The organism is Corynebacterium liangguodongii (genome assembly GCF_003070865.1).
Classification (GTDB): domain Bacteria; phylum Actinomycetota; class Actinomycetes; order Mycobacteriales; family Mycobacteriaceae; genus Corynebacterium; species Corynebacterium liangguodongii.
Genome location: NZ_CP026948.1, coordinates 832,108 through 855,584 on the forward strand (window position 1 = coordinate 832,108; position 23,477 = coordinate 855,584).

At 64.6% G+C, this 23,477-nt stretch carries 22 protein-coding genes; 10 read left to right on the forward strand and 12 right to left on the reverse strand.

The features are described 5' to 3' along the window. Nucleotides 1-73: 73 nt before the first annotated feature. Together C3E79_RS11690 and C3E79_RS11695 are read left to right on the forward strand one after the other, a co-directional pair. Nucleotides 74-298 carry a DUF4395 family protein gene (locus C3E79_RS11690; protein ID WP_235840633.1) on the forward strand — a complete coding sequence of 75 codons (225 nt, stop codon included), beginning with the start codon at nucleotides 74-76 and terminating at the stop codon, nucleotides 296-298. Next, nucleotides 295-459 carry a DUF4395 family protein gene (locus tag C3E79_RS11695; RefSeq protein WP_235840632.1) on the forward strand — a complete coding sequence of 55 codons (165 nt, stop codon included), beginning with the start codon at nucleotides 295-297 and terminating at the stop codon, nucleotides 457-459. The genes C3E79_RS11690 and C3E79_RS11695 overlap by 4 nt, the downstream gene beginning before the upstream one ends. A gap of 145 nt (nucleotides 460-604) precedes the next feature. On the opposite strand, the gene C3E79_RS04030 is transcribed toward C3E79_RS11695, so the two are convergent. Both C3E79_RS04030 and C3E79_RS04035 read right to left on the reverse strand, forming a co-directional pair. Then, complete coding sequence (locus tag C3E79_RS04030; protein ID WP_108403765.1) at nucleotides 605-1,018, reverse strand: hypothetical protein; 414 nt, start codon at nucleotides 1,016-1,018, stop codon at nucleotides 605-607. Between the two features lie 27 nt (nucleotides 1,019-1,045). After that, nucleotides 1,046-1,552, reverse strand: a complete 507-nt coding sequence (locus C3E79_RS04035) for a hotdog fold domain-containing protein (protein ID WP_108403766.1) — start codon at nucleotides 1,550-1,552, stop codon at nucleotides 1,046-1,048. A gap of 96 nt (nucleotides 1,553-1,648) precedes the next feature. Between C3E79_RS04035 and C3E79_RS04040 the strand changes: the two genes are divergently transcribed. Together C3E79_RS04040 and C3E79_RS04045 are read left to right on the forward strand one after the other, a co-directional pair. After that, on the forward strand, nucleotides 1,649-2,854 hold the full coding sequence (locus C3E79_RS04040) for an alpha/beta hydrolase (RefSeq protein ID WP_108403767.1): 1,206 nt from the start codon (nucleotides 1,649-1,651) through the stop codon (nucleotides 2,852-2,854). An 87-nt stretch (nucleotides 2,855-2,941) separates the two neighbouring features. Beyond that, a complete protein-coding gene (locus C3E79_RS04045; protein WP_108403768.1) occupies nucleotides 2,942-4,498 on the forward strand; it encodes a purple acid phosphatase family protein in 1,557 nt (518 codons plus the stop codon). Here the strand turns inward: C3E79_RS04045 and C3E79_RS04050 are convergent, their stop codons facing one another. Both C3E79_RS04050 and C3E79_RS04055 read right to left on the reverse strand, forming a co-directional pair. Next, nucleotides 4,499-5,233: a spermidine synthase gene (locus tag C3E79_RS04050; protein WP_108403769.1), complete on the reverse strand. Its 735-nt coding sequence runs from the start codon at nucleotides 5,231-5,233 to the stop codon at nucleotides 4,499-4,501. Then, complete coding sequence (locus C3E79_RS04055) at nucleotides 5,223-5,678, reverse strand: GNAT family N-acetyltransferase (RefSeq protein ID WP_108403770.1); 456 nt, start codon at nucleotides 5,676-5,678, stop codon at nucleotides 5,223-5,225. The genes C3E79_RS04050 and C3E79_RS04055 overlap by 11 nt, the downstream gene beginning before the upstream one ends. A gap of 84 nt (nucleotides 5,679-5,762) precedes the next feature. Here C3E79_RS04055 and C3E79_RS04060 point away from each other — a divergent pair, with 84 nt between their 5' ends. After that, on the forward strand, nucleotides 5,763-6,179 hold the full coding sequence (locus C3E79_RS04060; protein ID WP_108403771.1) for a VOC family protein: 417 nt from the start codon (nucleotides 5,763-5,765) through the stop codon (nucleotides 6,177-6,179). On the opposite strand, the gene C3E79_RS04065 is transcribed toward C3E79_RS04060, so the two are convergent. Next, a complete protein-coding gene (locus C3E79_RS04065; protein ID WP_235840631.1) occupies nucleotides 6,176-7,534 on the reverse strand; it encodes a DHA2 family efflux MFS transporter permease subunit in 1,359 nt (452 codons plus the stop codon). The genes C3E79_RS04060 and C3E79_RS04065 overlap by 4 nt on opposite strands. Nucleotides 7,535-7,561: 27 nt before the next feature. Continuing rightward, nucleotides 7,562-9,646: a bifunctional metallophosphatase/5'-nucleotidase gene (locus C3E79_RS04070; RefSeq protein WP_108403772.1), complete on the reverse strand. Its 2,085-nt coding sequence runs from the start codon at nucleotides 9,644-9,646 to the stop codon at nucleotides 7,562-7,564. A gap of 97 nt (nucleotides 9,647-9,743) precedes the next feature. Here C3E79_RS04070 and C3E79_RS04075 point away from each other — a divergent pair, with 97 nt between their 5' ends. Beyond that, nucleotides 9,744-10,283, forward strand: coding sequence for a pyridoxamine 5'-phosphate oxidase family protein (locus C3E79_RS04075; protein ID WP_235840630.1), 540 nt, complete (start codon nucleotides 9,744-9,746; stop codon nucleotides 10,281-10,283). Here the strand turns inward: C3E79_RS04075 and C3E79_RS04080 are convergent, their stop codons facing one another. The 6 genes from C3E79_RS04080 to C3E79_RS04105 form a co-directional block, all read right to left on the reverse strand. Continuing rightward, on the reverse strand, nucleotides 10,284-11,489 hold the full coding sequence (locus tag C3E79_RS04080; protein WP_235840629.1) for a DUF4185 domain-containing protein: 1,206 nt from the start codon (nucleotides 11,487-11,489) through the stop codon (nucleotides 10,284-10,286). It lies immediately after the preceding gene. A gap of 31 nt (nucleotides 11,490-11,520) precedes the next feature. Then, nucleotides 11,521-12,570: a DUF4185 domain-containing protein gene (locus C3E79_RS04085; RefSeq protein WP_108403773.1), complete on the reverse strand. Its 1,050-nt coding sequence runs from the start codon at nucleotides 12,568-12,570 to the stop codon at nucleotides 11,521-11,523. A gap of 63 nt (nucleotides 12,571-12,633) precedes the next feature. Beyond that, nucleotides 12,634-13,587, reverse strand: a complete 954-nt coding sequence (locus C3E79_RS04090; RefSeq protein WP_146183431.1) for a hypothetical protein — start codon at nucleotides 13,585-13,587, stop codon at nucleotides 12,634-12,636. Nucleotides 13,588-13,590: 3 nt separating this feature from the next. Continuing rightward, a complete protein-coding gene (locus C3E79_RS04095) occupies nucleotides 13,591-14,016 on the reverse strand; it encodes a cupin domain-containing protein (RefSeq protein ID WP_108403775.1) in 426 nt (141 codons plus the stop codon). Nucleotides 14,017-14,077: 61 nt separating this feature from the next. Continuing rightward, nucleotides 14,078-16,420 carry an ATP-binding cassette domain-containing protein gene (locus C3E79_RS04100; RefSeq protein ID WP_108403776.1) on the reverse strand — a complete coding sequence of 781 codons (2,343 nt, stop codon included), beginning with the start codon at nucleotides 16,418-16,420 and terminating at the stop codon, nucleotides 14,078-14,080. Then, nucleotides 16,417-17,325, reverse strand: coding sequence for a DUF808 domain-containing protein (locus C3E79_RS04105; protein ID WP_108403777.1), 909 nt, complete (start codon nucleotides 17,323-17,325; stop codon nucleotides 16,417-16,419). Before C3E79_RS04105 ends, C3E79_RS04100 begins: the two co-directional genes overlap by 4 nt. Before the next feature lie 716 nt (nucleotides 17,326-18,041). On the opposite strand from C3E79_RS04105, the gene C3E79_RS04110 reads away from it, so the two are divergent. The 4 genes from C3E79_RS04110 (at nucleotide 18,042) to C3E79_RS04125 (ending at nucleotide 23,319) form a co-directional block, all read left to right on the forward strand. Next, nucleotides 18,042-19,634, forward strand: coding sequence for a peptide ABC transporter substrate-binding protein (locus C3E79_RS04110; protein ID WP_108403778.1), 1,593 nt, complete (start codon nucleotides 18,042-18,044; stop codon nucleotides 19,632-19,634). Nucleotides 19,635-19,737: 103 nt separating this feature from the next. Further along, nucleotides 19,738-20,664: an ABC transporter permease gene (locus tag C3E79_RS04115; protein ID WP_108403779.1), complete on the forward strand. Its 927-nt coding sequence runs from the start codon at nucleotides 19,738-19,740 to the stop codon at nucleotides 20,662-20,664. Then, complete coding sequence (locus tag C3E79_RS04120) at nucleotides 20,657-21,622, forward strand: ABC transporter permease (RefSeq protein WP_108403780.1); 966 nt, start codon at nucleotides 20,657-20,659, stop codon at nucleotides 21,620-21,622. Before C3E79_RS04115 ends, C3E79_RS04120 begins: the two co-directional genes overlap by 8 nt. Then, on the forward strand, nucleotides 21,619-23,319 hold the full coding sequence (locus C3E79_RS04125) for a dipeptide ABC transporter ATP-binding protein (protein ID WP_108403781.1): 1,701 nt from the start codon (nucleotides 21,619-21,621) through the stop codon (nucleotides 23,317-23,319). The genes C3E79_RS04120 and C3E79_RS04125 overlap by 4 nt, the downstream gene beginning before the upstream one ends. Nucleotides 23,320-23,477 lie beyond the last annotated feature (158 nt).

The following is a 23,477-nucleotide window of genomic DNA, read 5'->3' on the forward strand; positions in this document are numbered from 1 at the left end:
GATTGATGACGCGTGCAGAAAAGCCCGTGGGGCGTGCGTCGGTAGTTTCGAACAGGTAATCGCCTCGGCTACCGTGCCCGGCGTCGCGCTCGTTCTCAACGCGCTGCTCACGGCCGGGTTCGCACTGCGCGTCTACGCCGGCCCGAAGTACTCGCCGTTCGGCCAGCTCTCCGTGCGCTTCCTCGCGGACGCGGTGTTCGGCAGGCAGCACATTGTCTCGGGGGCGCCCAAGCAGTTCGCGCAGTGCATCGGGTTGGCGTTCTCGCTCACTGCGTTGGTGTTCATGACGCGTTCATGACGCTCGGGGGCCTTGCCGCGGCGCAGGTCACGCTGTTGTTGCTCATCCTGGCCGCCTCCGCCGAGGCTTTCCTCGGGTTCTGTGCGGGCTGCTGGATCTACCGCCACGGCCAGCGCGCCGGAATCATCCCACCGGATGCGTGCGAGACCTGCGCGATGTAGTCTCCAGGGCACTTATCGGGAGCCTATTGGGCGTAAAGTTTAGTGAGTAAGGCTAAAGACTTCCTCCGCGAAAGGGACACCCACGAAGGCAGCGCGGCTCTACGGCCCGGAAGACTTGCGTGTCGACGACGCCGAGGAGCCCGCCTCAACCTCCCGCTGGGAGTGGGGCATCAACCCCATGGAAGGGGACCTGGAAGCGAAGATCCGCGAGGTTAGCGAGGTCAGGCTTGTCGACGTCACCTTCGACTGTTTCGACTGCGCCGGCGTCGTGCCCGTCATCTCCTCCCTCGCCGCAACCCTCCACCCCGGCGGGAGCCTGCAGCTCGTTGCCATCCCCTCGAAGCAGCTCGACTTCGACGTGCTCTCCCAGCTGCACCGCGCCGAGATTGTGGTCAAGTGCGCCTACGGGTACTACCGCGAGGACTACGACGAGGCGATTACGCAGGTGCGCTCGGGGGCGATCGACCTGGAGCCGTACTTCACGGCAAAGATCGCCCCCGAGGGCATCGTGGAGAAAGGCTTTGCCGCCCTGTTGGACCGCGAGGGGGACCTCGGTCAAGATCCTCGTCTCCCCGCAGAGGTAGGGTTACTTCTTCGCGCTGACCCAGATGTCGATCTCGGCAGTGACCGGGACGGTTCCGGAGTCGTCGACAAGCGTGCATGCGATGGTGACGAGCTGCCCGCCCGTCTCGCGCGTGATGGAGGAGTACTCAGGCCAGTCTGCCGTAGCCGTCACGGTGAGGCCCCCGGTGGACTTCGCGGGGTAGTCCGCGCGCATCCCGCGGGGGATCCAGCGGTGCGTTGGGGGCACGGTCGCTTCCGCGAGAAGCCCCATCGCGGCCTCCGCGCCGTTGAGGGCAGCGATAGCGTGGAAGGTGCCGATGTGGTCATTCACGCCCCACCATTGTGGAATGCGTACGGTGCAGTGGCTGCCCGGGACAAGCTCCTGGATGCGGGGCAACACCGTGCGGAAGTACGGCGCCTTGAGCGCGTACATTGCGGAGAACAGCCCGCGTTTAATGGGCGAGCCGGAGGACTTCTCCCACAGGCGGGCGATCTGGCTGGTCGGGGGCGTAGCTGGGGCGTTTGTCATAGCGCGACAGTAGCGCACACCGACATTTTTCGCCCCGCCTTACTACGGTGGAAGTGTGCACGACACGCACCGATGAGCGAAAGGTAAGGAGAAAATATGGTTTCGAAGAAATTTGTTGCTATCGCGGCTGTGGCATCCGCGGCTGCCCTCGCCACGATTGCGCTGCGGCCGAAGAGCGCTACCCGCACTGAGACCGATACGGTGGATGATTCGGTCGCCATCGACGAGGCGGCCGTAGGCACCATCCTCAAGCAGGAAGAGCTTCCCGCAGAGAGGATTATCTCCGCTCCCAACGGAGCGAAGACCCTTCGAGTGACCTACGGTGCCCGCAACGCCCACGGCACCCCGATCGCCGTGACCGGGCTCGTGACCTTCCCCGTCGGAGAGGCGCCGCAGGGCGGCTGGCCGGTGCTGAGCTGGGCGCACGGCACGACCGGAATTACGAGGCAGGCCGCGCCCTCCCTCGCCATTGACACGCACCCCGACCACGAGGCGTTTGAACTCGTGGTCGAGGACTACCTGCAGGTCTGGCTGGATAAGGGCTTCGCGGTGATTCAGCCCGATTACGAGGGCCTGGGCACCACGGGCAATGGCACCTACATGGACCGGCACTCCCTGGCCTCGTCCGTCAACGAGATGGTGCGCGCGACGCGGGAGAAGTTCGGCTTCGCCGAGACCTGGTACAACACGGGGTGGAGCCAGGGCGGGTTCGCCGCGGTCTCCGCGGCCTCTGCCGAGAACGTCGCAACGGGATTGGTCAAGACCCTCGCGATCGCGCCGGGCGATACCTTCGTGCCGGCGACGGAGATCCCGGCCGAGGTGGCCAAGGAGATGGCGGCGGGCATCGACGAGGAAAATCTCGCCTACTCCGCGTTCGCCCTTCAGGGAGCGATGAACTTTAACCCGGCGATCCGCGCCGATGATTTCCTCAGCGAGGAAGGAAAGAAGGTCATGGACTTCGCCTCGAAGGTGTGCCTGACCACCTTCAAGGAGGAAAACACGACCCCCGGCAAGGACATTTTTAACGACGCCCCCACGCTCACCCCACTGCTCGAGCACCTCGCGGCGAACTCTATGGCGAAGATGTACCCGAAGACCCCGGTTGTCATCTTCAGCAGCGAAGACGACGAAATCATCAACTTCGAGCAGATCAGCGCCGGGGCGAAGGCACTCCAGGGCAACGACGGCACCGACGTCACCTTCGAGGTGCGCACGGGCGAGGGCCACCGCGACATGGTGCGCCGCGCCATCGAAGACCAGACCCCGTTCGTCCCCGAGCTGCAGGATGGCCCCGGAAAATAACCAGACCGCCATGTAGCGTTTACTCACACTTCACCTCGCTGTGGTGAGATTGACAGGTCTCTTCCCGCCAGACCTGAAGGTGTTCACATGCGCTCTGCATCGTCCGCATCGCCCGTGTCGTCCGTGCTCTCCGCAGCCACTGTGCTCGTCCTCGCCCTCGTGCTAGGGGCGGAGGCGCCGGCCGACGCAGCGCCGGGCTCGTCGTCGTCATCGTCATCGCCGTCCGATACATCCTCGGGCCCGGTCTTCCGCGCCGCCACCCAGGTGGGGCCGGATGCCAGCAGCGTGAACTTCTCCTGGCGGACGAGCTTTAGCGGCCCCGAGGTCGTGCGCATCTACCCCGACGGCAGCCCGGAGCGCGCGATCGAGGTGCCCGGGCGCGAGGTAGACTTCGGGGCTATCGCCTACCGCTCCCGGTTTGCCGAGGTCACCGGGTTGGAGCCCGGGGTTGCCTACAGCTACCAGATCGGGTCCGAGGCGGGCGGGTGGAGCGCCCCCGAGACGGTCACCATCGACGACGGGGACGATCATTGGCGCTTCGTCGCCGTGACCGACGCGCAGATCGGAGTCGGCGCGCGGATTAGCGAGCAGGCGCGCACGTGGCGTGAAACCGCCGCGCGCGCCGCGGAGCAGGCCCCCGACGCGTCCCTCTTCGTCAGCCTCGGCGACCAGGTCGAGGGCTGGGGCGACCTGATCGGCACCCTCGGCCAGTACAACGCCTACTTCTCCGCCCCGCAGCTGCGCCGCTACCGCTTCGCGGCCATCGAGGGCAACCACGAGACGTACCCCTCTAGCCTGGCCACCCGCCACTTTAAGGAGCACTGGGACCTGCCCAACGAGCAGGGCGATACCTCGAACTACTTCTTCGAACAGAACAACGCGCTGTTTATCGCCTTGAACTCCAACCGCAAGGATGACGCCGGCCTGGCCGAGCAGGCCCAGTTCGTGCGCGAAGCCGCCTCCGCCCACGGCAGCGACAAGGACTGGGTGATCGTGCTGAACCACTTCGCCTTCCACTCCCACGGCGGGCGCTACACCGACGAGGACATCGTGCGCATGCGCGAGACCCTTAGCCCGGTCTTCAGTGAGGTCGGCGTGGACCTCGTGCTCAACGGCCATGACCACATGTACAACCGCTCGCACCTGATGAACGGCCTTTCCCCGCGCGTCCCTAACGCACCTGCCGCCCCGGGGGATGTCCTGGAGAAGGAAGACGGTGAGGTGCTCTACCTCACCTTCAACACCGCCGGCGGCGGCAAGTACTACGACTTCGAGGGCAACGACGGCAAGGAATACCCGGGGATGACCCTTGAGCAGGCCCGCGAGGCCGGGCTCAACCAGCCGACGATCGCGCTGTGGAACCAGGATTACACCCCGGATTATTCGGTGGTCGAGGTCGACGGGGACGCGCTCAACGTGCGCAGCTACAACACCTTTGACGGCTCGCTTGTCGACGACGTCACGCTCTCGCACTCGGCAGTCGACGCCCCGGGCGACGGGCAGCCAGAAGCCCCCACCGGTGGATCCTCCGAGGCAGCGGCCGGGATCGGCATCGCCGCGGCCGTCATCGGCGCGATCGGAATCGTCGCCGCGTTGGTGGGCAACCTGCCGCAGCTCGCAGAGCGGTTCGGCATCACCCTCTAGCTAGTCTCGCCGGGCCGCCGCGCCGCAGGCGATCTCGCGCGCCCGCCGCTCCCCGGGCAGTTCGGTGTCCGAGCCGGCCAGGACGATGTTGCCGTAGGCCCGCCCGGCGAGGATATCCGGGGTTGATACCACCCCGATGTGCGCAAACACCTCTGCCATCCCGGCGAGCTCCGCGCTCGACTGCGAAAGACCCGGCAGGTCACCGACGTTGGCGGCGTAGATCCCGCCGGGAGCGAGGGCGGTGCGGGCCGCGCGGTAGAACTCCACCGTGGTGAGCGGGCGCGGGGTGGCGGGGCCGGCGAAGACGTCTCGAACGATGACGTCTTGCGACCCCGGGGCAAGCGCGTGGGTGTAGGCGCGGGCCTCCGCGACAACAATTGGGGCGGCCGGTTCGAAAGCCCAGCGCACGAGCCTCGCGAGCGCCGCGTCGACCTCCACGGCGGTGTGGCTGCCGCCCCAGCGCTGCTGGAAGTACGACGCCAAGGTGCAGGCGGCGCCGCCGAGGTGGGTGCTGGTGAAGGGGGCGTCGCCACGCATGAGGCCCGCGATCCACTCCATGTAGTCGTATTCGAGCACCTCCGGCGCGCCGAGGACGACGTAGGAGGATGGAACGTTGTTGACCTCGAGCGTGTAGCCGCCGTCGCGCAGCGGATCCTCGATAATGCGCGCGGTGCCCGTGTCGATGCGATAGGTGCCCGCGATGCGCTTCTTCGGCGCGCGGGGCTTACGCGCCACGGCCGAATTCGCGCACGTAGAGGTACATGTCCTTGCCCGTTTCCGGATCGGTCTTGGAGTAGCCGTGCCGCTCGTAGAAGCGGCGCGCATCGACATCCCCCGCATCGACGCTGATGTGCATCTCCTCGCAACCGCGCTCCCGCAGCTCCGTTTCCACGCGCGAGAGGAGGCGCGAGCCGATCCCGCGCGAGCGGTGCTCCGGGACGACGTAGAGCTCATCGAGCACCGCGAGGGGGCCATCGGAATAGGGGGTGGGGCGCAAAGTAACCTGCGCAAACCCCTGGAATCCGTCCGCGAGCACAACAAATCCCGCGCCCGAGGAGATGAGCTTTTCGTACCGTCTGGTCAAGGCGTCGAGGTCGGGTGCGGCGCAGCCGAACTCCACGTTGAACTCGCGCAGTAGCCGCGCGGCCGACGCGGCATCACGAAGCTTCGCGATCCTCATAATCGAACATCCGCCTTCCTGGGGTGCCTGGAGCGCCGGGTAAGTTGCCAGGTGAGCTCGCCACGGTTGTGCAAAGATGAGTGTATGCCTGCAACCTACCCCTACATTTCCTTCCACGGCAACGCCGCGGAGATGTTCACCTACTACCACTCCATCTTCGGCGGCGAGCTCGAGGTCCTCACCTACGGCGACCAGCTCGACAACGGCGCCGAGTTCCCCTTCCCGGCCCCGCGCGAGGCCGTCGCCCACGGAAAGCTCACCGGCACCTTCAACCTCACCGGAAGCGATGACCTCTCCGATAACTCCGGAGCGCTCAACCGCGGAGACTGCTCCTTCGTCTACGAGGCAGACGACGTGGAGGAGGGCCGCCGCATTATCGACGCACTCACGAAGGACGGCGGGCGGGTGACCATGCCCTTCGAACGCGCCCCGTGGGGTGACCACTACGGGCAGTGCGAGGACGCCTACGGCATGGCCTGGCACATCTCCGCCACCGCCTAAGGGCGCGACCATGCCTCGGTGCGGGCAAAGGCCGTGCCAATGACCGCACCGAGGCACATCACAGCTGCGGGCAGCAACATCGACGTCCCCATCGCCGCCGACAAGGAGCCGTGGCGGGCGACCTGGGCGCCCATGAGCGCGGCGACGGCAGCGGATCCGATCACGGATCCCACCTGGCGCATCGTGTTATAGACCGAAGAGCCAGCCCCGGCGAGCCGCGGGTCGAGGTTGCGCGTGGCAATCATCGACAAAGGTCCCCACATCATCGCATTGCCCAGGCCCGTGACCACCGAGACGGCGAGCAACCAGCGCGGGTCAGCCTCGGAGGTGGTGATGAGCGCCATGAGCACCACGGAGATCCCGATCAAGGCCATCCCCGCCACGGCGAACGGCTTCGGCGGCAGCGTGTTGGTGAGCCTGCCGATGTACGGTGAGAGCGCGCCGGAGACCACACCGGCGGGGAGCACGAGGAGCGCGGCCTGGGTCGGGGTGTATCCGACGCCCTGCTGGACGTAGATCATCCACGGGATGGCGTAGGTGGCCACGGTGAAACCGATGGCGAAGATCGCGAGGATTGATAGCGTGTAGTTGTGGTCACGGAATAGCGCCGGTGGGACAAGCGGGTCTGTCCTCGTGCGCCTTTGCCAGGCGGCGAAGCCGAGCAGGAAGGCGAGCCCCGCCGCAACGAGAACCCACGACCAGGACACGCGCTGGATTTCCTGGATGCCGAAGATGAGGCAGAACATGCCCACGGCGCTCATTGCCACCCCGGCCCAGTCGAGGCGGCGGGCCGTGCCTTCGAGTACCGGGACGAAGCGCCACGCCAGGGCGAGCCCGACCACGCCGATGGGGACGTTGACGAAGAAGATCCAGGGCCAGCCGGCGGCGTCGACAAGCACGCCGCCCACGAGCGGGCCCGCGACAGTGGCCACACCCGCGGTCGCTCCCCACACGCCCATCGCGCCGCCGCGGATGTCCGGCGGGAAGATGCGGATCATCACACTCATCGTCTGCGGGGTCAACAGCGCCCCGCCGAGGCCCTGGAAGATCCTCGCGGCCACGAGCAGCGGGATCGAATGCGCCAGGCCGCACGCCAGGGACGAGGCGGTAAACAACGCCAGGCCCGCGAGGTAGACCGAGCGCGGGCCGAAGCGGTCGCCCAGCCGGCCGGTGATGAGCAGCGGCACGGCGTAGGCGAGGAGGTAGGCGCTGTTGACCCAAATGACCTCGTTGTAGCGCGCCCCGAGGTCGGCGGCCAGCGCCGGTATGGCCACGGAGACGATGGTCGAGTCGAGCAGGATCATAAAGAACCCGATCATCATCGACCACAGGGCGAGCCACGGGGTAGTTTTCACCCCGGAGAGTCTACCTCCCTAGAACGGCTAGAACGGGAAGCCAGGGACGTAGGCGCGCAGCATGCCCAGCAGCTGCGGCTGGTTAGCCAGGATGCCGCCAACCCCCAAGGCAATAGCGGCGACCACGGCGGCAATGGTGGCGATCACGCCGGTGATCAGGCCGGTCGACGAGCCGCCAGTGAAGGCGCCGGAAGAGCCATCAGAGGAGCCGTCGGAAGAGGGCTTCGGTGCCGGCGTGGGGGTCGTGGCCTTCGCCGGTGCGACGGTAAGGGGAAGGGAGACATCCGTACCGGCATCGGTGGTGACGCGGAGGGTGTACTCACCGGCGTAGTCCTTCGGAATTCCGAACGTGAAGTTCGCCCGGCCCGCCTCGTTGTAGTTAGCCGGGCCGAAGTCGTAGTCGATCTCCGAGCTGTACTTGAGGTCTCCCAGTTCGATCGTGACCGTCTTTGCGGTCTCGCCCTGGGTGTAGATCAGCGAGGTCAGGTCGATGGTGGCCTGCTCGCCCGCCACGAGCGGCTTGTCGATGTGGATGCCGACGTTGGATTGCCCGGTGCGCGGTGCCGGGGCGTCCCCGCCGCCGAGGTAGGTGGTGAGGTATTCCTCGAAAGCCTGGACGTCGATGTAGCCGATGAGGGAAAGCGGGGTACCTTTCTTCAGCGCGCTGAACCGGTCGCCGCCGCCGAGCAGGAAGGTCGAGCCGGCCACGACGTAGTCCTTGTCCGGGTCGAGCGGGACGCCATCGATGGTGACGGAGGTGATGTGCTCGCCCTGCGGAGCGGTGGGGTCGTAGGTGTAGGAGACGTTGTTGGACACGCCGAGGGAGAGGAAGGGCCGGCCCTGGGTGGGGTCTTGCCACTGCTGCTCGAGGGCTTCCTTGAAGTCGGATCCCTTCAAGGTGGTGTAAGTGATCTCGTTGCCGAAGGGCTGGACTAGAAAGGCTTCCTCGTAGGTCACCTCACCCTCGAGCAGGTCCGTACGGACGCCGCCGGCGTTCATCACCGCGATGTCGGGCGTGATCCGGGAGTTCTTGGCTAGGCCCCATGCGGCGACCTCGGCCAGGAGGTTGTTGAGCTGGGACTCGACGCCGCGGTTCGAGCCCGAATCCGCGCCCGCGTTGGTGCCGCGGTAGAGCGTCTGATCGAGGGTGCCGATCACCTTGGAACCTTCGATTTTTGCTTCGGCCACCGCCGCGTCGATGACTGCCTGGATCTCGGGGTTGGGGGTGTCGCAGGCGGTGATGTCGGCGGGCTTGAGCAGCTCGGCCTTCTGCACGGTGAGCGTGTCGGTGGCCTTGTCGTAGGCGAAGTCGACATTCGCCAGGCCCTGGGAGTACTGGCCCGCCTGGATGATGAGCGGGGTCTTGCCTGCCTCGGGTGCGATGTACTCGTGGGTATGCCCCATGAAGACGGCGTCAACATTGTCGGACCACGCGTCGGCGGCGATCTTGCCCTCGTGCGGCAGCGCGATGACGACGTCGGCTTCGCCGCTGGCGGTGAGCGTGTCGGCGAGCGCGTTGATAGAGTCCACTGGGTTTACCCAGGTGATCCCCTCGATGCCGGCGGGGGAGACGAGGTTAGGCATGTCGTCGGTAACAGCACCGATGAAGGCGACCTTGACCCCGTCGAGTTCCATGATCTTGTAGCCCTCCACCCCGGTGGAGCGGTCCAGGCCATCAGCCCCCGCGGCGAGGTAGGTCCACTCCGCCTCGGGGACGACGCGGTTGGTCAGGTCGTCGGCGCCCTTGTCAAACTCGTGGTTGCCCACCGCGGAGACGTCGAGGCCCATGAGGTTCATGATGTCGATCGTGGGTTCATCGTCAAGAATCATCGAGGCGAACGTAGAGGCGCCGATGAGGTCGCCGGAGGAGGTCAGGGCGTGGGCGCGGCCCTCGGCAGCCTTATCGACGGCGCACTTGAGTGCGACGGCGCCGGGGATGGTATTCTCCGGCTTTTTCGTGTCAATTACTTGCTCCCAGCGGCCGTGGAAGTCGGTGAAGTTGGACACGGTGAACTCGCCGGCGGTCTGCGCGGAAGCGACCGGCAGGCCGGAGAGCGCCAGGGCGCTGACGGAGACCGCGGCGACCGCGGCGCGGGGCAGGGAGAAGCGCATGGGGGTGGGGGTCCTTTCGGGGAACGCTCAGAGTGTTATGCGCAGTTCACGATATTGTGATGAGGTAACCCCCAGGTACCCCGAGGTTGAACACTCGGTGAAGTCTCTCCCGGCGGGTATCGTCGAGGCCATGACCTACCTCGATTCCGAATACCTCGGCAACATCTCATCCCTGTGCGGGCGCCCGCCGAGCTTTGACACCAATGACCTTCCGGACGACCCTTTCGAGCTGTTCACCCAGTGGTTCCACGCTGCGGTCGAGGCGGGTTGCGAAGACGTCCGCGCGGCCACGGTCGCCACGGTCGACGAAAACGGGGTGCCGGACGCCCGTGTGATGAACCTGATGGAGCTAAGCGATAAGGGCTTCAGCTTTGGCACGGGCGCGCACTCGACCAAGGTCGAGCAGCTCACCGACAGCCCAGTCGCCGCCTTGAACTTCTGGTGGCAGCCGATGAACCGCACCGTGCGGGTGCGCGGCGCCGCGCGCCTTGATGAGCACTCCACGGAAGGCTTCCACATCTGGCGGGTCGAGCCGGTGCGCCTAGAGTTCTTCCAGGCTGTCGACGCGCGAAACGCGACGCGGGTGGAGTATGCCTTCGAGGCCAACGGGTGGGCCGTTAGCCTCCTCGATGGGTAGCTAGCGGGCGGCGCCGAAGAAGGAGTCGAGGCCGCGCACGGTGAATTGGGTGGCGTTGTAGCGGCTGTTGTCCGCGGTGTTCCACTGCGAGATGACGATGTTTAAGTCCGCGAGCGTGGAGCCGGGCACGATGTACCCGCCGTAGGGTTGGGAGAAGTTCATGGGGGATTGTTTGTTTTCCCACGGGCCATGCTTGGCGACGACTGCGGTAGGCACCGAGTCCCACTCCCGTGCCAGCGTCGTCGAGGCGCGCACCTCGACCTGGAGCGTCTCGTTGTTGAACATGGCGAGCACCCAGTGGCCGTCGATGTAGCGCAGGTTGAGCTCGCCGGCCTTCACGCCGCCGCTCAGAATCGGCGCCCCGTCGCGCGACCACGCTCCCGTGGAAGGGTCGAAGAGCTGCCAGCGGGTGCGCTCGGTGATGTCGGGCAGCGCGAAGCGCGAGAGGTAGACCGGGTTGCTGCGCGTAAAAGAGGTAGAAACGACGTAGATCAGCCCGTCTGGCCCCCGCTCCCAGGAAATGAGGTTTCCCACCCCGCCGAGGTAGCCCGGATCGGTCGCGCCCACGCTGCGCCATGTGCGCCCGCGATCGCGAGAGGCCCAGATCTCCGTCGTGTCCACGTTGCCGAGGCCGTGGTGCCACATGCCCTGCATGTAGAGGGTGCCGTCGATGTTGATGATGTCGGAGGGGGTGAGGGTGAAGTTGTGGGTCGGCCGGTTGTAGGCGATGAGCTGTGTGACACCGGCCCCGGCGTTGAGGGGGCGTTCGACCTGGATGGTGCCGTCGGCAAGCGTGGCGACGACGCCGACGGGGCTGAGCCACTCACCGAGCAAATTCACGCCGCGGAACGAATCCCCAAATACGACCGCGAACTCGCCGTTGCCGAGCGGGGCCATCACCCCCAAATCGCCGGAGCGCAGCCCCACGTGCGGGGTGAGCGTGGGGCCGAGGAGGTCGCGCACCATCCGCACGGAATACCCGCCGGGCATGGCCACGGGTTCCGAGGGACCCAGGATCCTGGCGTTGTCGGCCTGGGGCTTGCTCGAGCCGAGCGAGGAGCCCAGCGACGAACCAGGGCGTGCGTCGGCCGGCGGGGCGGCGCTGACGAGGGCTGCGGACAGGGCAAGGGCGATGAGCCGGGAACCTGGATGCCTGAGCACGAAAACCTCACTGAGGTGCGAAGGGTGGACGACGAATGTAGACATACCATAACCCTTTGCCCGGCGTCGTGCCGGACTAGGCTCTGGCGCCGAAGAAGGAGTCGAGGCCGCGCACGGTGAATTGGGTGGCGTTGTAGCGGCTGTTGTCCGCGGTGTTCCATTGCGAGATGACGATGTTTAAGTGAGCGAGCGTGGAGCCGGGCACGATGTACCCGCCGTAGGGTTGGGAGAAGTTCATGGGGGATTGTTTGTTTTCCCACGGGCCATGCTTGGCGACGACTGCGGTAGGCACCGAGTCCCACTCCCGTGCCAGCGTCGTCGAGGCGCGCACCTCGACCTGGAGCGTCTCGTTGTTGAACATGGCGAGCACCCAGTGGCCGTCGATGTAGCGCAGGTTGAGCTCGCCGGCCTTCACGCCGCCGCTCAGAATCGGCGCCCCGTCGCGCGACCACGCTCCCGTGGAAGGGTCGAAGAGCTGCCAGCGGGTGCGCTCGGTGATGTCGGGCAGCGCGAAGCGCGAGAGGTAGACCGGGTTGCTGCGCGTAAAAGAGGTAGAAACGACGTAGATCAGCCCGTCTGGCCCCCGCTCCCAGGAAATGAGGTTTCCCACCCCGCCGAGGTAGCCCGGATCGGTCGCGCCCACGCTGCGCCATGTGCGCCCGCGATCGCGAGAGGCCCAGATCTCCGTGGAGAGCACGTTGCCGATACCGCGGTTCCACATGCCCTGCAAGTAGAGGGTGCCGTCGATGTTGACGACGTCGGAGGGGATGAGCGTGAGGTTGTCGCCGGGAGGGCGCGGGTAGTCGATGAGCTGCTCGACTCTCTCCCCGGCGCCGAGGGGGCGGAGGATGGCCACCTGGTCGTCGATAAGCGTGGCGGCAACCCCGACAGGGCTGAGCCACTGACCCCGCAGATTTTCCTCGCGGAACGAGTCGCCGAAGATGAGCGCGAAGGTGCCATCGCCCAGCGGCGCCATCACGCCCACATCGCCCGAGAGGAAGCCGACGTGGTCGGAGATGCCCGGGCCGAGGACGTCGCCGATGACCTGCACGGTGATACCGCCCGGCATGGGCACGGGGGAGCCGGGGTGGGAATGGGGCGGTGTGAGGGGACTGCGTGAATTCATGGGGTGGTAGGTGCGTGAGCTGGTGGTTGGAATTGCTGCGTTTATACGGTGTTTATACGGCGTCTATCCGGCCCGGTGGCGGCCGGAACCGCGGTGCGAGTCCTGCCGCCGCAGGAGCGCGAGCTTTTCTACCTCCGTGAGGTAGGTCACCGCCGATGCGCGGAAGCTCGTGGTGGGCGTGAAGTCGATCCCTGCGGCAGGGGAGGAGACGCGCCGCGCGCCCGCGGCGGGATGGGCGCGGTCCTCCTCGTCGACGGCGCGGTCGCGCTCGACGGTAATCCCCCAGGTGCCGTCCGGGAAATCGGTCACGTGCCACGCCTCGACGGGCTCGAATCTCTCCTCCGCGATCGCGGGTAGGGGGGCTGGCGCTCCTGCAGAGACATCAAGGCCAACCATGCCCTCGAGCACGTGGGCGCGGGCGCAGGCTGCGCCGCCCGCGACGAGCGGGGCGAGGGCGGCGGAATCGTCATCGCCAAGCGGGCCAAGCACCCGCCCGCCAAGCGAGGCCACCACCACGTCCCTGACGAGGTCTAGCCCCACGATCCACTGCCCGGGGGATCTCCCCGCGAGCTCGGCGGCGTCGAGCTCCCCGCGGGAGGCGTCGACGGGGTACATGTCCCCGGCGGGCAGGACAGCGCGGCCTGCGGGGCAGTTATTGCGCGGGACGCACAGCTGGGCGGGCGGGAGGTAGACGTCGAGAAGAAACGCGCCGCGCGAAGTGTCGATTTGTGCCCCCGCCACAGTGGTGGGGACGTGCCCCGCGGCGTGGACGCGGTCGAGGGCCTCGAAGCGCTGCCGCTCCCCCTCCTCAACAGCGCCGATGATGCACCCGTCGCTGGTGCGGACGCGCCAGCCCCGCGTCAGGGGGTCGGGCTCCAAAGAGACATCGAGGTAGGTGGTCGTCGAAGGGTCAGCGAGACCCCCGAACAAGATGGCCTGCACCACATCGACAACCGGGATCTCCTCGCCCGCCCCCCACGCGGACGGCGCGAGGAGGTAGGAGGTTGGTCCGTGCACCACCTAGTGTTCGGCGTGCTCGGCGGCGTCCGCGTCGGCCTTCGTGGCGTGGAAGGTGCCGTGGGCGTGCTCCGGCGGGGCGTAGATGGAGTAGAGCTTCGCAGTCTCGGTACCCTCGTTGACGAAGTTGTGCCACTTCCCGGCGGGGACGAAGATCGCGTCGTCATCGCGCACGATGGTATCGACCTCGAGTTCAGACTCGCTCGCGCCGATCATGGCGTGCAGTGAGCCGGACTCCAGGCGGAGGAACTGGTCGTGGTCATCGTGGATCTCGGCGCCTACCTCGCCGCCTGCCGGGATGGACATGACCGTGAGCTGCAGGTTCTTACCCGTCCACAGCGTGTCGCGGAAGGCCTCGTTGTTCACGGTGGCCTGTTCAATGTTCACGGTGTAGGGCTGCGGGCCCCGATCGCCTACGGGCTGAGACATGTGCGTACTCCTTAAAAGTATCCAGATAATCCTTCTGACACCTACGATACGCGCGAATCCCTCAGCGGCCCGTAAACTTTCTCAAATACTTTCCTGTGACGGAGGAGGCTGCGCCCGCGACCTGCGAGGGCGTGCCCTGGGCGACGACGCGGCCGCCCGCCGAGCCCGCGCCGGGCCCTAGGTCGATAATGTGGTCCGCCCGCGTGACCACGGCGGGGTTGTGCTCGACGACGATAACGCTCGCGCCCGAGTCCACGAGCCTGTCGCACAGCGCGACGAGTGTTGCGGAGTCCGCGGCGTGCAACCCGGTCGTCGGCTCATCGAGGACGTAGAGGGTGGCCTTGTCGTTGAGGTGGCTGGCCAGCTTGAGGCGCTGGCGCTCCCCGCCGGAGAGCGTAGTCAGCGGCTGGCCGAGCCGGATATAGCCGAGCCCGACGTCGACAAGGTAGCCCGAGATGCGGGTCGCGGCGGCGACCTTGTGGTCCTTGGCCGAGAAGAACTCCCGCGCCTCCGCCGCCGGCATGTCGAGCACCTCCGCGATGGTGCGCCCGCCGAAGGTGTAGCCGAGCACGGCGTCGTCAAAACGCTTGCCCTCGCAGACCTCGCAAACCACGTCGATACCTTGCATGATGCCCAGGTCGACGTAGACCACCCCGGCGCCCTTGCAGTGGGGGCAAGCACCCTCGGAATTGGGGGAAAACAGCGCGGGCTTGACCCCGTTTTCCTTGGCAAAGGCCTTGCGAATCGCATCGAGCGCCCCGGTGTAGGTCGCCGGGTTGGACCGGCGCGAACCGGAGATGTGGGACTGGTCGACCCACACCGTGTGGTCATCGAGCGGCAGCGCCGCGAGCAGGGAGGACTTGCCGGAACCGGCGACGCCCGTGATCGCGACGAGCACGCCGCGCGGGATATCGACGTCGACCGAGTCGAGGTTGTTCGCGCTCGCCCCGCGCACCTCGATGACTCCATTGCCCGCGCGGCACTCCTCGTCGGGCTTGAGGCGGTAGCTGTCGTGGAGGTGGCGGCCCGTGAGCGTCTGCGCCGCTTTGAGCTCATCGACGGTGCCGGCGAAGACGACGGAGCCGCCGTCGGCACCGGCGCCCGGGCCGAGCTCGACGACGTGGTCGGCGATCTCGATGGTCTGGGCCTTGTGCTCGACGACGAGCACGGTGTTGCCCTTGTCACGCAGCTCAAGCAGCAGCGTGTTCATCCGCTCGATGTCGTCCGGGTGCAGGCCCGCGGTGGGCTCGTCGAAGACGTACGTGACATCGGTCAGCGCGGAGCCGAGGTGGCGGATCATCTTGATGCGCTGCGCCTCCCCGCCCGAGAGCGTCGATGTCGGCCTGTCGAGCGTGAGATAACCCAGCCCAATGGTGACGAAATGGGCCAGCGTGTCGCGGATCGCGGCAACGAGCGGAGCGACGGACGGCGCATCGATGGCGTCGAACCAGGAAGCGAGGTCGCCGACCTCCATCGCGCACAGCTCGGCGATGTTCTTCCCGTTGATCTTCGAGGCCAGCGCGTGCGGGGCCAGGCGCGTGCCGCCGCAGGACGGGCACGTCCCGGTGGTCACGGCGCGCTCGACGAACTCGCGCATCGCCTTGTGCAGCCCCTCCTTGTCCTTGCTCAGCAGCGACTTCGACAGCTTCGGGATGAGCCCTTCGTAGGTGGAGTTAAACCCGAGGTAGTCCATCTTGCGCGGCTCGGCGAACAGCAGAGCGTGGCGCTGCTCGTCGGTGAAGTCAGCCACAGGCGTATCGGCGGGGTAGAGGCCGGACTCGGCGTACGCGCGCAGCTGCCAGGAGCCGGGTTTGTAGCCGGGGACGGTAATGGCGCCGTCGTCAAGCGACTTGCTCGTATCGACGACCTCGTCGACGTTAAAGGTCGACGCGCGGCCCGTGCCCTCGCACTCGGGGCACATCCCGCCTGTGCGCTTGTAGTCCTTCACCACTTTCTTCTTGCCCTTGGCGTCGGTGAGAACGCCGCCGCCGCTAACGGAGGGCACGTTGAAGGAATACGCACCGGGCCCTCCCGCGTTCGGCTCGGCCACGCGCGAGTAGAGCACGCGCAGCATCGCCGTGGCGTCGGTGGCGGTGCCCACCGTGGAACGCACGTTCGCCCCGAGCTGCTCCTGATCGACCGTGATGGCGGTGGTGATGCCCTCGAGCCTGTCGACGTCGGGCCGCGACATCGAGGGCATGAAGCCCTGCACGAACGACGAGTACGTCTCGTTGATAAGCCTGCGCGACTCCGCGGCAATGGTGTCGAAGACCAGCGAAGACTTTCCCGAGCCTGACAACCCGGCGAAGACGGTGAGCTTGTGCTTCGGGATGGTCAGCGAGACGCCCTTGAGGTTGTTCTCGTGGGCGCCCGTGACCCGGATCGCGTCGTGAGGGGCTGTCAACGCTTCATCGCCTTCGTGGCCAGGGCGACGATTCCGACGACGATGAAACCGGCGATCAGGCCAACGATAAGCGAGATTCCCGTCTCGACGAACCAGCCGGCCGCGCCCCCGCCGACAGCCTCCTGACCAGCGACGATGAGGTGGTGGATCCCGTGGAGGCCGATGACCTCGTCGAGGCCGCGGATGATGAGGTGGCCACCGACCCAGAGCATGGCCACTGTGCCGATAATCCCGATCGCGCTGAGGACATAAGGCATGGCCTTGACCAGTACACGGCCGAACCCGGGGGCGTTGTCGCGCTTGATCATGCCGAGCCCGATGTCGTCGACCTTGACCAAGAGTGCGACCGCGCCGTAGACGACGAGGGTGATGAAGACGCCGACGCTGGCTAACACGGCCGCCTCCATCCATAGTGGTTCGTTCTTGACCTCGTCGAGGGAGATGATCATGATCTCAGCGGAGAGGATCATGTCCGTGCGGATAGCGCTGCTGACCAGCTGGTCCTCGCTCTGCGGGGCCTCGGCGGCGGCGTGCTCTTCCTCGCCGCGGTGAGCGATTTTGTGCAAGATCTTCTCTGCTCCCTCGAAGCAAAGATAGGCGCCGCCGAGCATGAGAATGGGCACGAGCGCCCACGGTGCAATGGCGTTGAGGATCAGCGCGATGGGAAGGATAATTAGCAGCTTGTTGCGCAGCGATCCCTTGGCGATGCGCCAGATCATCGGCAGCTCGCGCGCCGGTGTGACGTCCTGGACGTACTGGGGAGTCACGGCGGCGTCGTCGATGACGACGCCCGCGGCCTTCGCGGAGGTCTTCACCGTCATTGCGGCAACATCGTCGGTGGATGCGGCCGCGGTGCGGGCGATCAAAGCGACGTCATCAAGCAGTGCAAGTAGGCCACCGGCCATGGGGGTACCTTTCGGGAAAGAGGGTGCGGAAATACTCCGGGATAGACAGTGCGATCCTAGTAGATCGGGTGGGGTCCGGCTGTGCGGCGGGGAGTGGGGGAGGCCGTGCCGAAGGTGTATCGGGGGTAAACAAGGGGTAGATTCCTGCGGCCGAACTGAAGCTGTTTACCGGCAATAATGTACTTACCCCTCGGGAATTTTTGCGATATTTCCAATAGTTGGATGGAGCTTATGGTTAGATACCTGCCAATAGATAGATGAGTTAGACCTGGGAGGTTCTCTTTGGCGGTAGTGAAAGAGGGGATCGCCGTTGTCGTCGCTCCGGAAGGCGGCGATGCCGGGGAGAGAGCGCCTGACTTCAAGGGGTCGGGTTCGAAGCGCCTGGGCGCGGAGGCCGATACTCTCTCCTCGATTGTTGGCACGCTCAGCAGTTTCTACAACTCAGCCGGGGGGTGTCAAGAGTGGGTAGCACCCACCGCGACCTCGATGTGTCATAAGCGTATGTCGTTAGGGTTGCATTCGGGGGAACGTCTCACATCGGTTGCTAGAACGACTAATCCTCGTCCGGCAGCACCTTCTCTCAGGACTTTCTGGCTGGGGCCTGCTCCACCTGCATCACCTGACCGCGAAAGATTAGTTCTCGCGGTGGCCCCACGAAGGCGGGCGAAAGTCGGACGCACCAGTCATTTTCACACAGACATCTAAGGAGAAGTGTCATGTCGATCAAAAAATTTTTATCCCTGGGCGCGGTTGGCGTGATGACGCTCGGTCTGGTCGCATGCGGGGGCGAGAGCACAGACGGATCCGCCTCTGGCCAGGGCGGAGACAATTACGTTCTGGTCAATGGTTCGGAGCCACAGAATCCTCTCATCCCCGGGGACACGAATGAAAACGGAGGCGGTCGGATCATCGACAGCATCTACTCGGGTCTCATTTACTACGACGGCGAGGGCAAGGCCCACAACGATATCGCGGAATCTATCGACTTGGTGGGGGAGAAGATCTACCGGGTGCGGTTGAAAGAGGACGCAAAGTGGTCCGACGGCACTCAGGTGACAGCCGAGGACTTCGTCAAGGCCTGGAACTACACGATGGAGAACGCCTTGATGTCGGCGTCCTTCTACGAGCCGATCCTCGGTTTCGAGGAAGGAAAGTCCGAGATGGAGGGGCTGAAGGTCGAAGACGCCCAAACCTTCACTATCGAACTGGCCGAGCCCATGGCTGATTTCCCGGAACAGCTCGGATACTCTGCGTTCTTCCCGCTGCACCCCTCTGCCTATGACAACATCGAAAGCTACGGGGAAAAACCGGTAAGCAACGGCCCGTACAAGCTGGAGGCCTGGAACCACAACCAGGACGCGACCATCGTGCCCAATGAGGAGTACACTGGGGAGCGCAAGGCCCAGAACGACGGGGTCACCTTCGTGTTCTACGCCCAGCAGGATGCGGCTTACGCAGACCTCTTGGCGGGCAACCTCGACGTGCTCGATGTGGTTCCCGATTCCGCTTTCGCGACTTTCGAAAACGAACTCGGCGAACGAGCGGTCAACCAGCCGGCGGCAGTTTTTCAGTCATTCACCATCCCGGACAACCTCGAACACTTCTCCGGAGAGGAAGGGAAACTACGCCGCGCCGCGCTCTCCCGTGCGATTAATCGCGAAGAAATCACCGACACCATTTTCCAGGGGACGCGGACCCCGGCGACCGATTTCACCTCCCCGGTAATTCCGGGGCACTCGGAGAACCTAAACGGCGCGGAGGTTCTGAGCTACGATCCCGAGGAGGCCAAGCGCCTGTGGACAGAGGCTGACGCCATCTCGCCGTTCACTGGGGAATTCTCTATCTCTTACAACGCCGATGGCGGTCATCAGCCGTGGGTCGACGCGGTCGCAAACTCCATCCGGAACACGCTTGGAATCGAGGCCGTCGGAAACGCGTACCCCGATTTCAAGTCGCTGCGTGACGACGTGACCAACCGAACCCTCAAGGGTGCCTTCCGAACCGGTTGGCAGGGCGATTTCCCGCTGTTGGGCAACTTCATCGTCCCGCTCTACCGCACCGGAGCGAGCTCCAACGATGGGGATTACTCTAACCCCGAGGTCGACAGGCTGCTCGATGAGGCTGCGGGCGCGGCCAATCTTGAGGAGGCTTCTCCGACCTACAACCAAGCGCAGGAAATCCTTCTCGCGGATCTGCCGTCGATCCCGTTGTGGTACTCCAACGTCACCGGCGGTTTCTCCGAGAACGTCGATAATGTCACCTTCTCCTGGAAGTCACAGCCCCTCTACTACGCCATCACGAAGAAGTAGTTTTTGGTGAGGTCTACACCCCGCTTGCACCCAGCAGCGGGGTGCTGGCTTTGCTTCCCCATCGAATGTAAATCACTACATCCACAAAGGAGGGTACGCGACCATGCTTCGCTACATCGGACGCCGCCTGCTCCAAATGATCCCCGTTTTCTTCGGCGCAACACTGCTCCTTTACGCGCTTGTGTTTCTCATGCCTGGGGATCCAGTCCAGGCTCTCGGTGGCGATCGCGGATTGTCGGAGGCGGCCAGGGCTCGCATCGAGGCCGAATATAATCTGGACAAACCATTTATCGTGCAATACCTGCTCTATATCAAGGGCATTTTCGCGGGCGACTTCGGTGCGACATTTTCTGGCCAACCGGTCGCCTCTGTCATGGCGAACGCGTTTCCCGTCACCATCAAGCTTGCACTGATGGCGCTCGTTTTCGAAGCAGTCCTCGGCGTCACCTTCGGCGTGATAGCTGGGGTCCGCCGTGGAGGAGTTTTCGATTCGACGATCCTGCTCGTCTCGTTGTTCGTCATTGCGGTGCCGTCATTTGTTATTGGGTTCGTGCTCCAATACGTCGTCGGCGTGAAGTGGGGTCTGCTGCCCGTTACTGTTGGCAGGAATGAATCTTTCATGGCGCTTCTCATGCCCGCGGTGGTTCTCGGGGCGCTTTCTTTTGCCTACGTGATCAGGCTGACGAGGCAAGCGGTGAGCGAGAACCTCCGTGCCGATTACGTGCGGACCGCACGAGCAAAGGGACTGTCCTCCCAGGCGGTCATGGGGCGGCACGTGCTGCGCAATTCCCTTATCCCCGTGGTGACTTTCCTCGGTGCCGACCTTGGCGCGTTGATGGGCGGTGCGATTGTGACCGAAGGAATCTTCGGAATTAACGGTGTCGGGGGGACGATATACCAGGCCATCATCAAAGGTGAACCAGCCACCGTCGTCTCCTTTACAACCGTGTTGGTCATCGTCTACATCGTTGCCAATCTCATCGTGGATCTCCTCTACGCCGTACTCGACCCAAGGATTCGATATGCCTGAGAACTCCTTTGAACGCGCCGTCCTGCGCAAGGGCCAGGACTACTTCATCGCGGAGACCGATGAGGTTGGCCTTGGCGCTGTTGACGCCGTCGCCGACAATTCTGCCCCCTCCAGCCAATGGAGCGAAGCATGGCGCTACCTGCGTCGCAGGCCGGTGTTTTGGGTCTCGGCAGTGCTCATTGCGATGGCGCTCGCACTCGCCATGTTCCCGAGCCTGTTTACCTCCGTCGACCCACGTGAATGCGCGCTATCCCGTTCGCTGGGTGGCCCAGAGACCGGGCACCCTTTCGGATTCGACCGTCAAGGCTGCGATATTTACTCCCGGACTGTTTACGGCGCGCGCGCCTCTGTCACGGTAGGCGTGCTCACCACGATTGTCGTTACCCTAATCGGGTCCGTCGTGGGTGCGATTGCCGGATACTTCGGGGGATTGTGGGACACGCTGCTGTCTCGTTTGACTGATATCTTCTTTGCGGTGCCGCTCGTTCTTGCCGCCATCGTGGTGATGTCGATGTTCCAGAATCAACGTTCGATTTGGATGGTGGTCTTCGCCTTGGCAATGTTTGGGTGGACCCAAATTGCACGTATTACCAGGGGAGCCGTGCTCGGTGTAAAGAACGACGAGTTTGTTACAGCTGCTCGGGCGCTTGGGGCCTCAGACGCACGGATCATCGTCAGCCACATCATGCCCAACGCAGCAGCTCCGATCATCGTCTACGCGACTGTGGCGCTTGGCACCTTTATTGTCGCCGAAGCGACACTGTCGTTCCTCGGTATCGGGTTGCCCACGACGGTGGTGTCGTGGGGAGGGGACATTTCGGCCGCCCAGGCGTCGCTACGCACCCAACCCATGGTCCTTTTCTATCCGGCGATCGCGCTCGCGCTGACCGTCCTGAGTTTCATCATGATGGGTGACGCTGTGCGCGACGCCCTAGACCCGAAGGCGAGGAACCGATGAGCACACCTTATGAAGAACCCCTCCTGGATATCACCGGTCTCAAGGTTGCATTCGAATCCACCACTGGAACCGTTGAAGCCGTCCGAGACTTCGACCTGCAGATCTATCCAGGGCAGGCTGTTGCCATCGTCGGGGAGTCTGGGTCTGGCAAGTCCACCGCGGCGATGTCCATCCTTGGGCTATTGCCCGGTACCGGAAAAGTGACCGCGGGCTCGATCAAGCTCGAGGGTGAAGAATTGACTAAGTTGGATCAGAAGGGATGGCAAGAGATCCGCGGTAGCCGCATTGGGCTTGTGCCGCAGGACCCGATGAGCAACCTCAACCCCGTGTGGAAGATCGGTACCCAGGTCGAAGAGTCTCTGCGGGCCAACAACATCGCTGAGGGGTCAAAGCTCCACGAACGCACCTGCGAGCTTCTGGAAGAAGCCGGCTTGCCAGATGCTCAGCGGCGGGCGAAGCAGTACCCACACGAGTTCTCGGGTGGCATGCGGCAACGCGCTCTCATCGCGATCGGCCTGGCGGCTCGTCCGAAGCTTCTCATTGCGGATGAACCGACGTCGGCGCTAGATGTGACGGTGCAGAAGAAGATCCTGGACCACCTGGGACAGCTGACCAGTGAACTCGGGACGGCGTTGCTCTTTATCACCCATGACCTCGGGCTCGCGGCGGAACGCGCGGACTACCTCGTGGTGATGCACCGCGGGCGGATCGTCGAGCGAGGCCCGAGCCTTCAGATCCTCCGTAATCCTGGTCACCCTTACACGAAGCGTTTGGTCAAGGCGGCGCCGTCGTTGGCCTCGGCACGTATTCAGTCTGCAAAGACGCAGGGCCTCTCTACGTCGGAATCCTTGACCAGCGGGGCGGGCAGCGCCGATGTAGTGGTTAACGTCGAGCATCTGGTTAAAGAGTTTGACGTCCGTGGAGCGAAGGGAGACAAGAAGACGCTGCGCGCGGTTGACGACGTCTCCTTCGAGCTGCGTCGCGGTTCGACGCTTGCCCTGGTCGGTGAATCCGGGTCCGGCAAGTCCACGGTGGCCAACATGGTGCTCTCTCTGCTTAAGCCCACGAGTGGCGCGGTGATCTTCGAAGGACGCGACGTGTCTTCGCTCAAAGGCAGAGAACTTTTCGCCATGCGGAGAAAAATGCAGGTTGTTTTCCAAAATCCGTACGGTTCTCTCGACCCGATGTATTCGATCTACCGCTGCATCGAGGAACCGCTGGCGTTGCACAAGGTCGGCGGTAGAAAGGCGCGTGAAGCACGGGTGGCGGAGCTGCTTGATATGGTGCAGATACCACGTTCGGCAATGCGACGCTACCCAAACGAGCTCTCCGGAGGACAACGCCAGCGCATCGCCATCGCTCGCGCTTTGGCGCTGAAACCCGAGGTAATCGTGCTCGACGAGGCGGTCTCCGCACTCGATGTGCTTGTCCAGAACCAGATCTTGGAGCTCTTGACTGGATTGCAGAGCGAATTGGGATTGTCCTACCTCTTTATCACGCACGACCTTGCCGTCGTGCGCCAGACTGCGGACGACGTCGTGGTGATGCGCCAGGGCAAGGCAGTAGAGATAGGCGCTGCGGACGACATATTCGGCAATCCGCGAGAGGAGTACACGAAAAATCTTCTCAACTCGGTGCCAGGACTGGGCGTTGAGCTGGGGACAGGGGAGAACCTCGGCTTCGATATCGGCTCCTAGAATCGAATAGTCGGTGCGGGGTTGCGCCCTGTATCGTGGTCTCCACAACCAACACGGGTGCTCCCGAACTTTCGCGCGGGGGCTGAGACGTGGCGGCGCGCGCAGTCCCCTACGAACCGTTGAACCTGGATCCGGGTAATGCCGGCGCGAGGAAGGAC

Coding starts and splice junctions, on each gene's coding strand:
- C3E79_RS04080 (WP_235840629.1), bottom strand. CDS start 11,489: ATGTCTACATTCGTCGTCCACCCTTCGCACCTCAGTGAGGTTTTCGTG.
- C3E79_RS04125 (WP_108403781.1), top strand. CDS start 21,619: ATGAGCACACCTTATGAAGAACCCCTCCTGGATATCACCGGTCTCAAG.
- C3E79_RS04045 (WP_108403768.1), top strand. CDS start 2,942: ATGCGCTCTGCATCGTCCGCATCGCCCGTGTCGTCCGTGCTCTCCGCA.
- C3E79_RS04085 (WP_108403773.1), bottom strand. CDS start 12,570: ATGAATTCACGCAGTCCCCTCACACCGCCCCATTCCCACCCCGGCTCC.
- C3E79_RS04070 (WP_108403772.1), bottom strand. CDS start 9,646: ATGCGCTTCTCCCTGCCCCGCGCCGCGGTCGCCGCGGTCTCCGTCAGC.
- C3E79_RS04115 (WP_108403779.1), top strand. CDS start 19,738: ATGCTTCGCTACATCGGACGCCGCCTGCTCCAAATGATCCCCGTTTTC.
- C3E79_RS11695 (WP_235840632.1), top strand. CDS start 295: ATGACGCTCGGGGGCCTTGCCGCGGCGCAGGTCACGCTGTTGTTGCTC.
- C3E79_RS04040 (WP_108403767.1), top strand. CDS start 1,649: ATGGTTTCGAAGAAATTTGTTGCTATCGCGGCTGTGGCATCCGCGGCT.
- C3E79_RS04110 (WP_108403778.1), top strand. CDS start 18,042: ATGTCGATCAAAAAATTTTTATCCCTGGGCGCGGTTGGCGTGATGACG.
- C3E79_RS04105 (WP_108403777.1), bottom strand. CDS start 17,325: ATGGCCGGTGGCCTACTTGCACTGCTTGATGACGTCGCTTTGATCGCC.
- C3E79_RS04120 (WP_108403780.1), top strand. CDS start 20,657: ATGCCTGAGAACTCCTTTGAACGCGCCGTCCTGCGCAAGGGCCAGGAC.
- C3E79_RS04055 (WP_108403770.1), bottom strand. CDS start 5,678: ATGAGGATCGCGAAGCTTCGTGATGCCGCGTCGGCCGCGCGGCTACTG.
- C3E79_RS04035 (WP_108403766.1), bottom strand. CDS start 1,552: ATGACAAACGCCCCAGCTACGCCCCCGACCAGCCAGATCGCCCGCCTG.
- C3E79_RS04095 (WP_108403775.1), bottom strand. CDS start 14,016: ATGTCTCAGCCCGTAGGCGATCGGGGCCCGCAGCCCTACACCGTGAAC.
- C3E79_RS04060 (WP_108403771.1), top strand. CDS start 5,763: ATGCCTGCAACCTACCCCTACATTTCCTTCCACGGCAACGCCGCGGAG.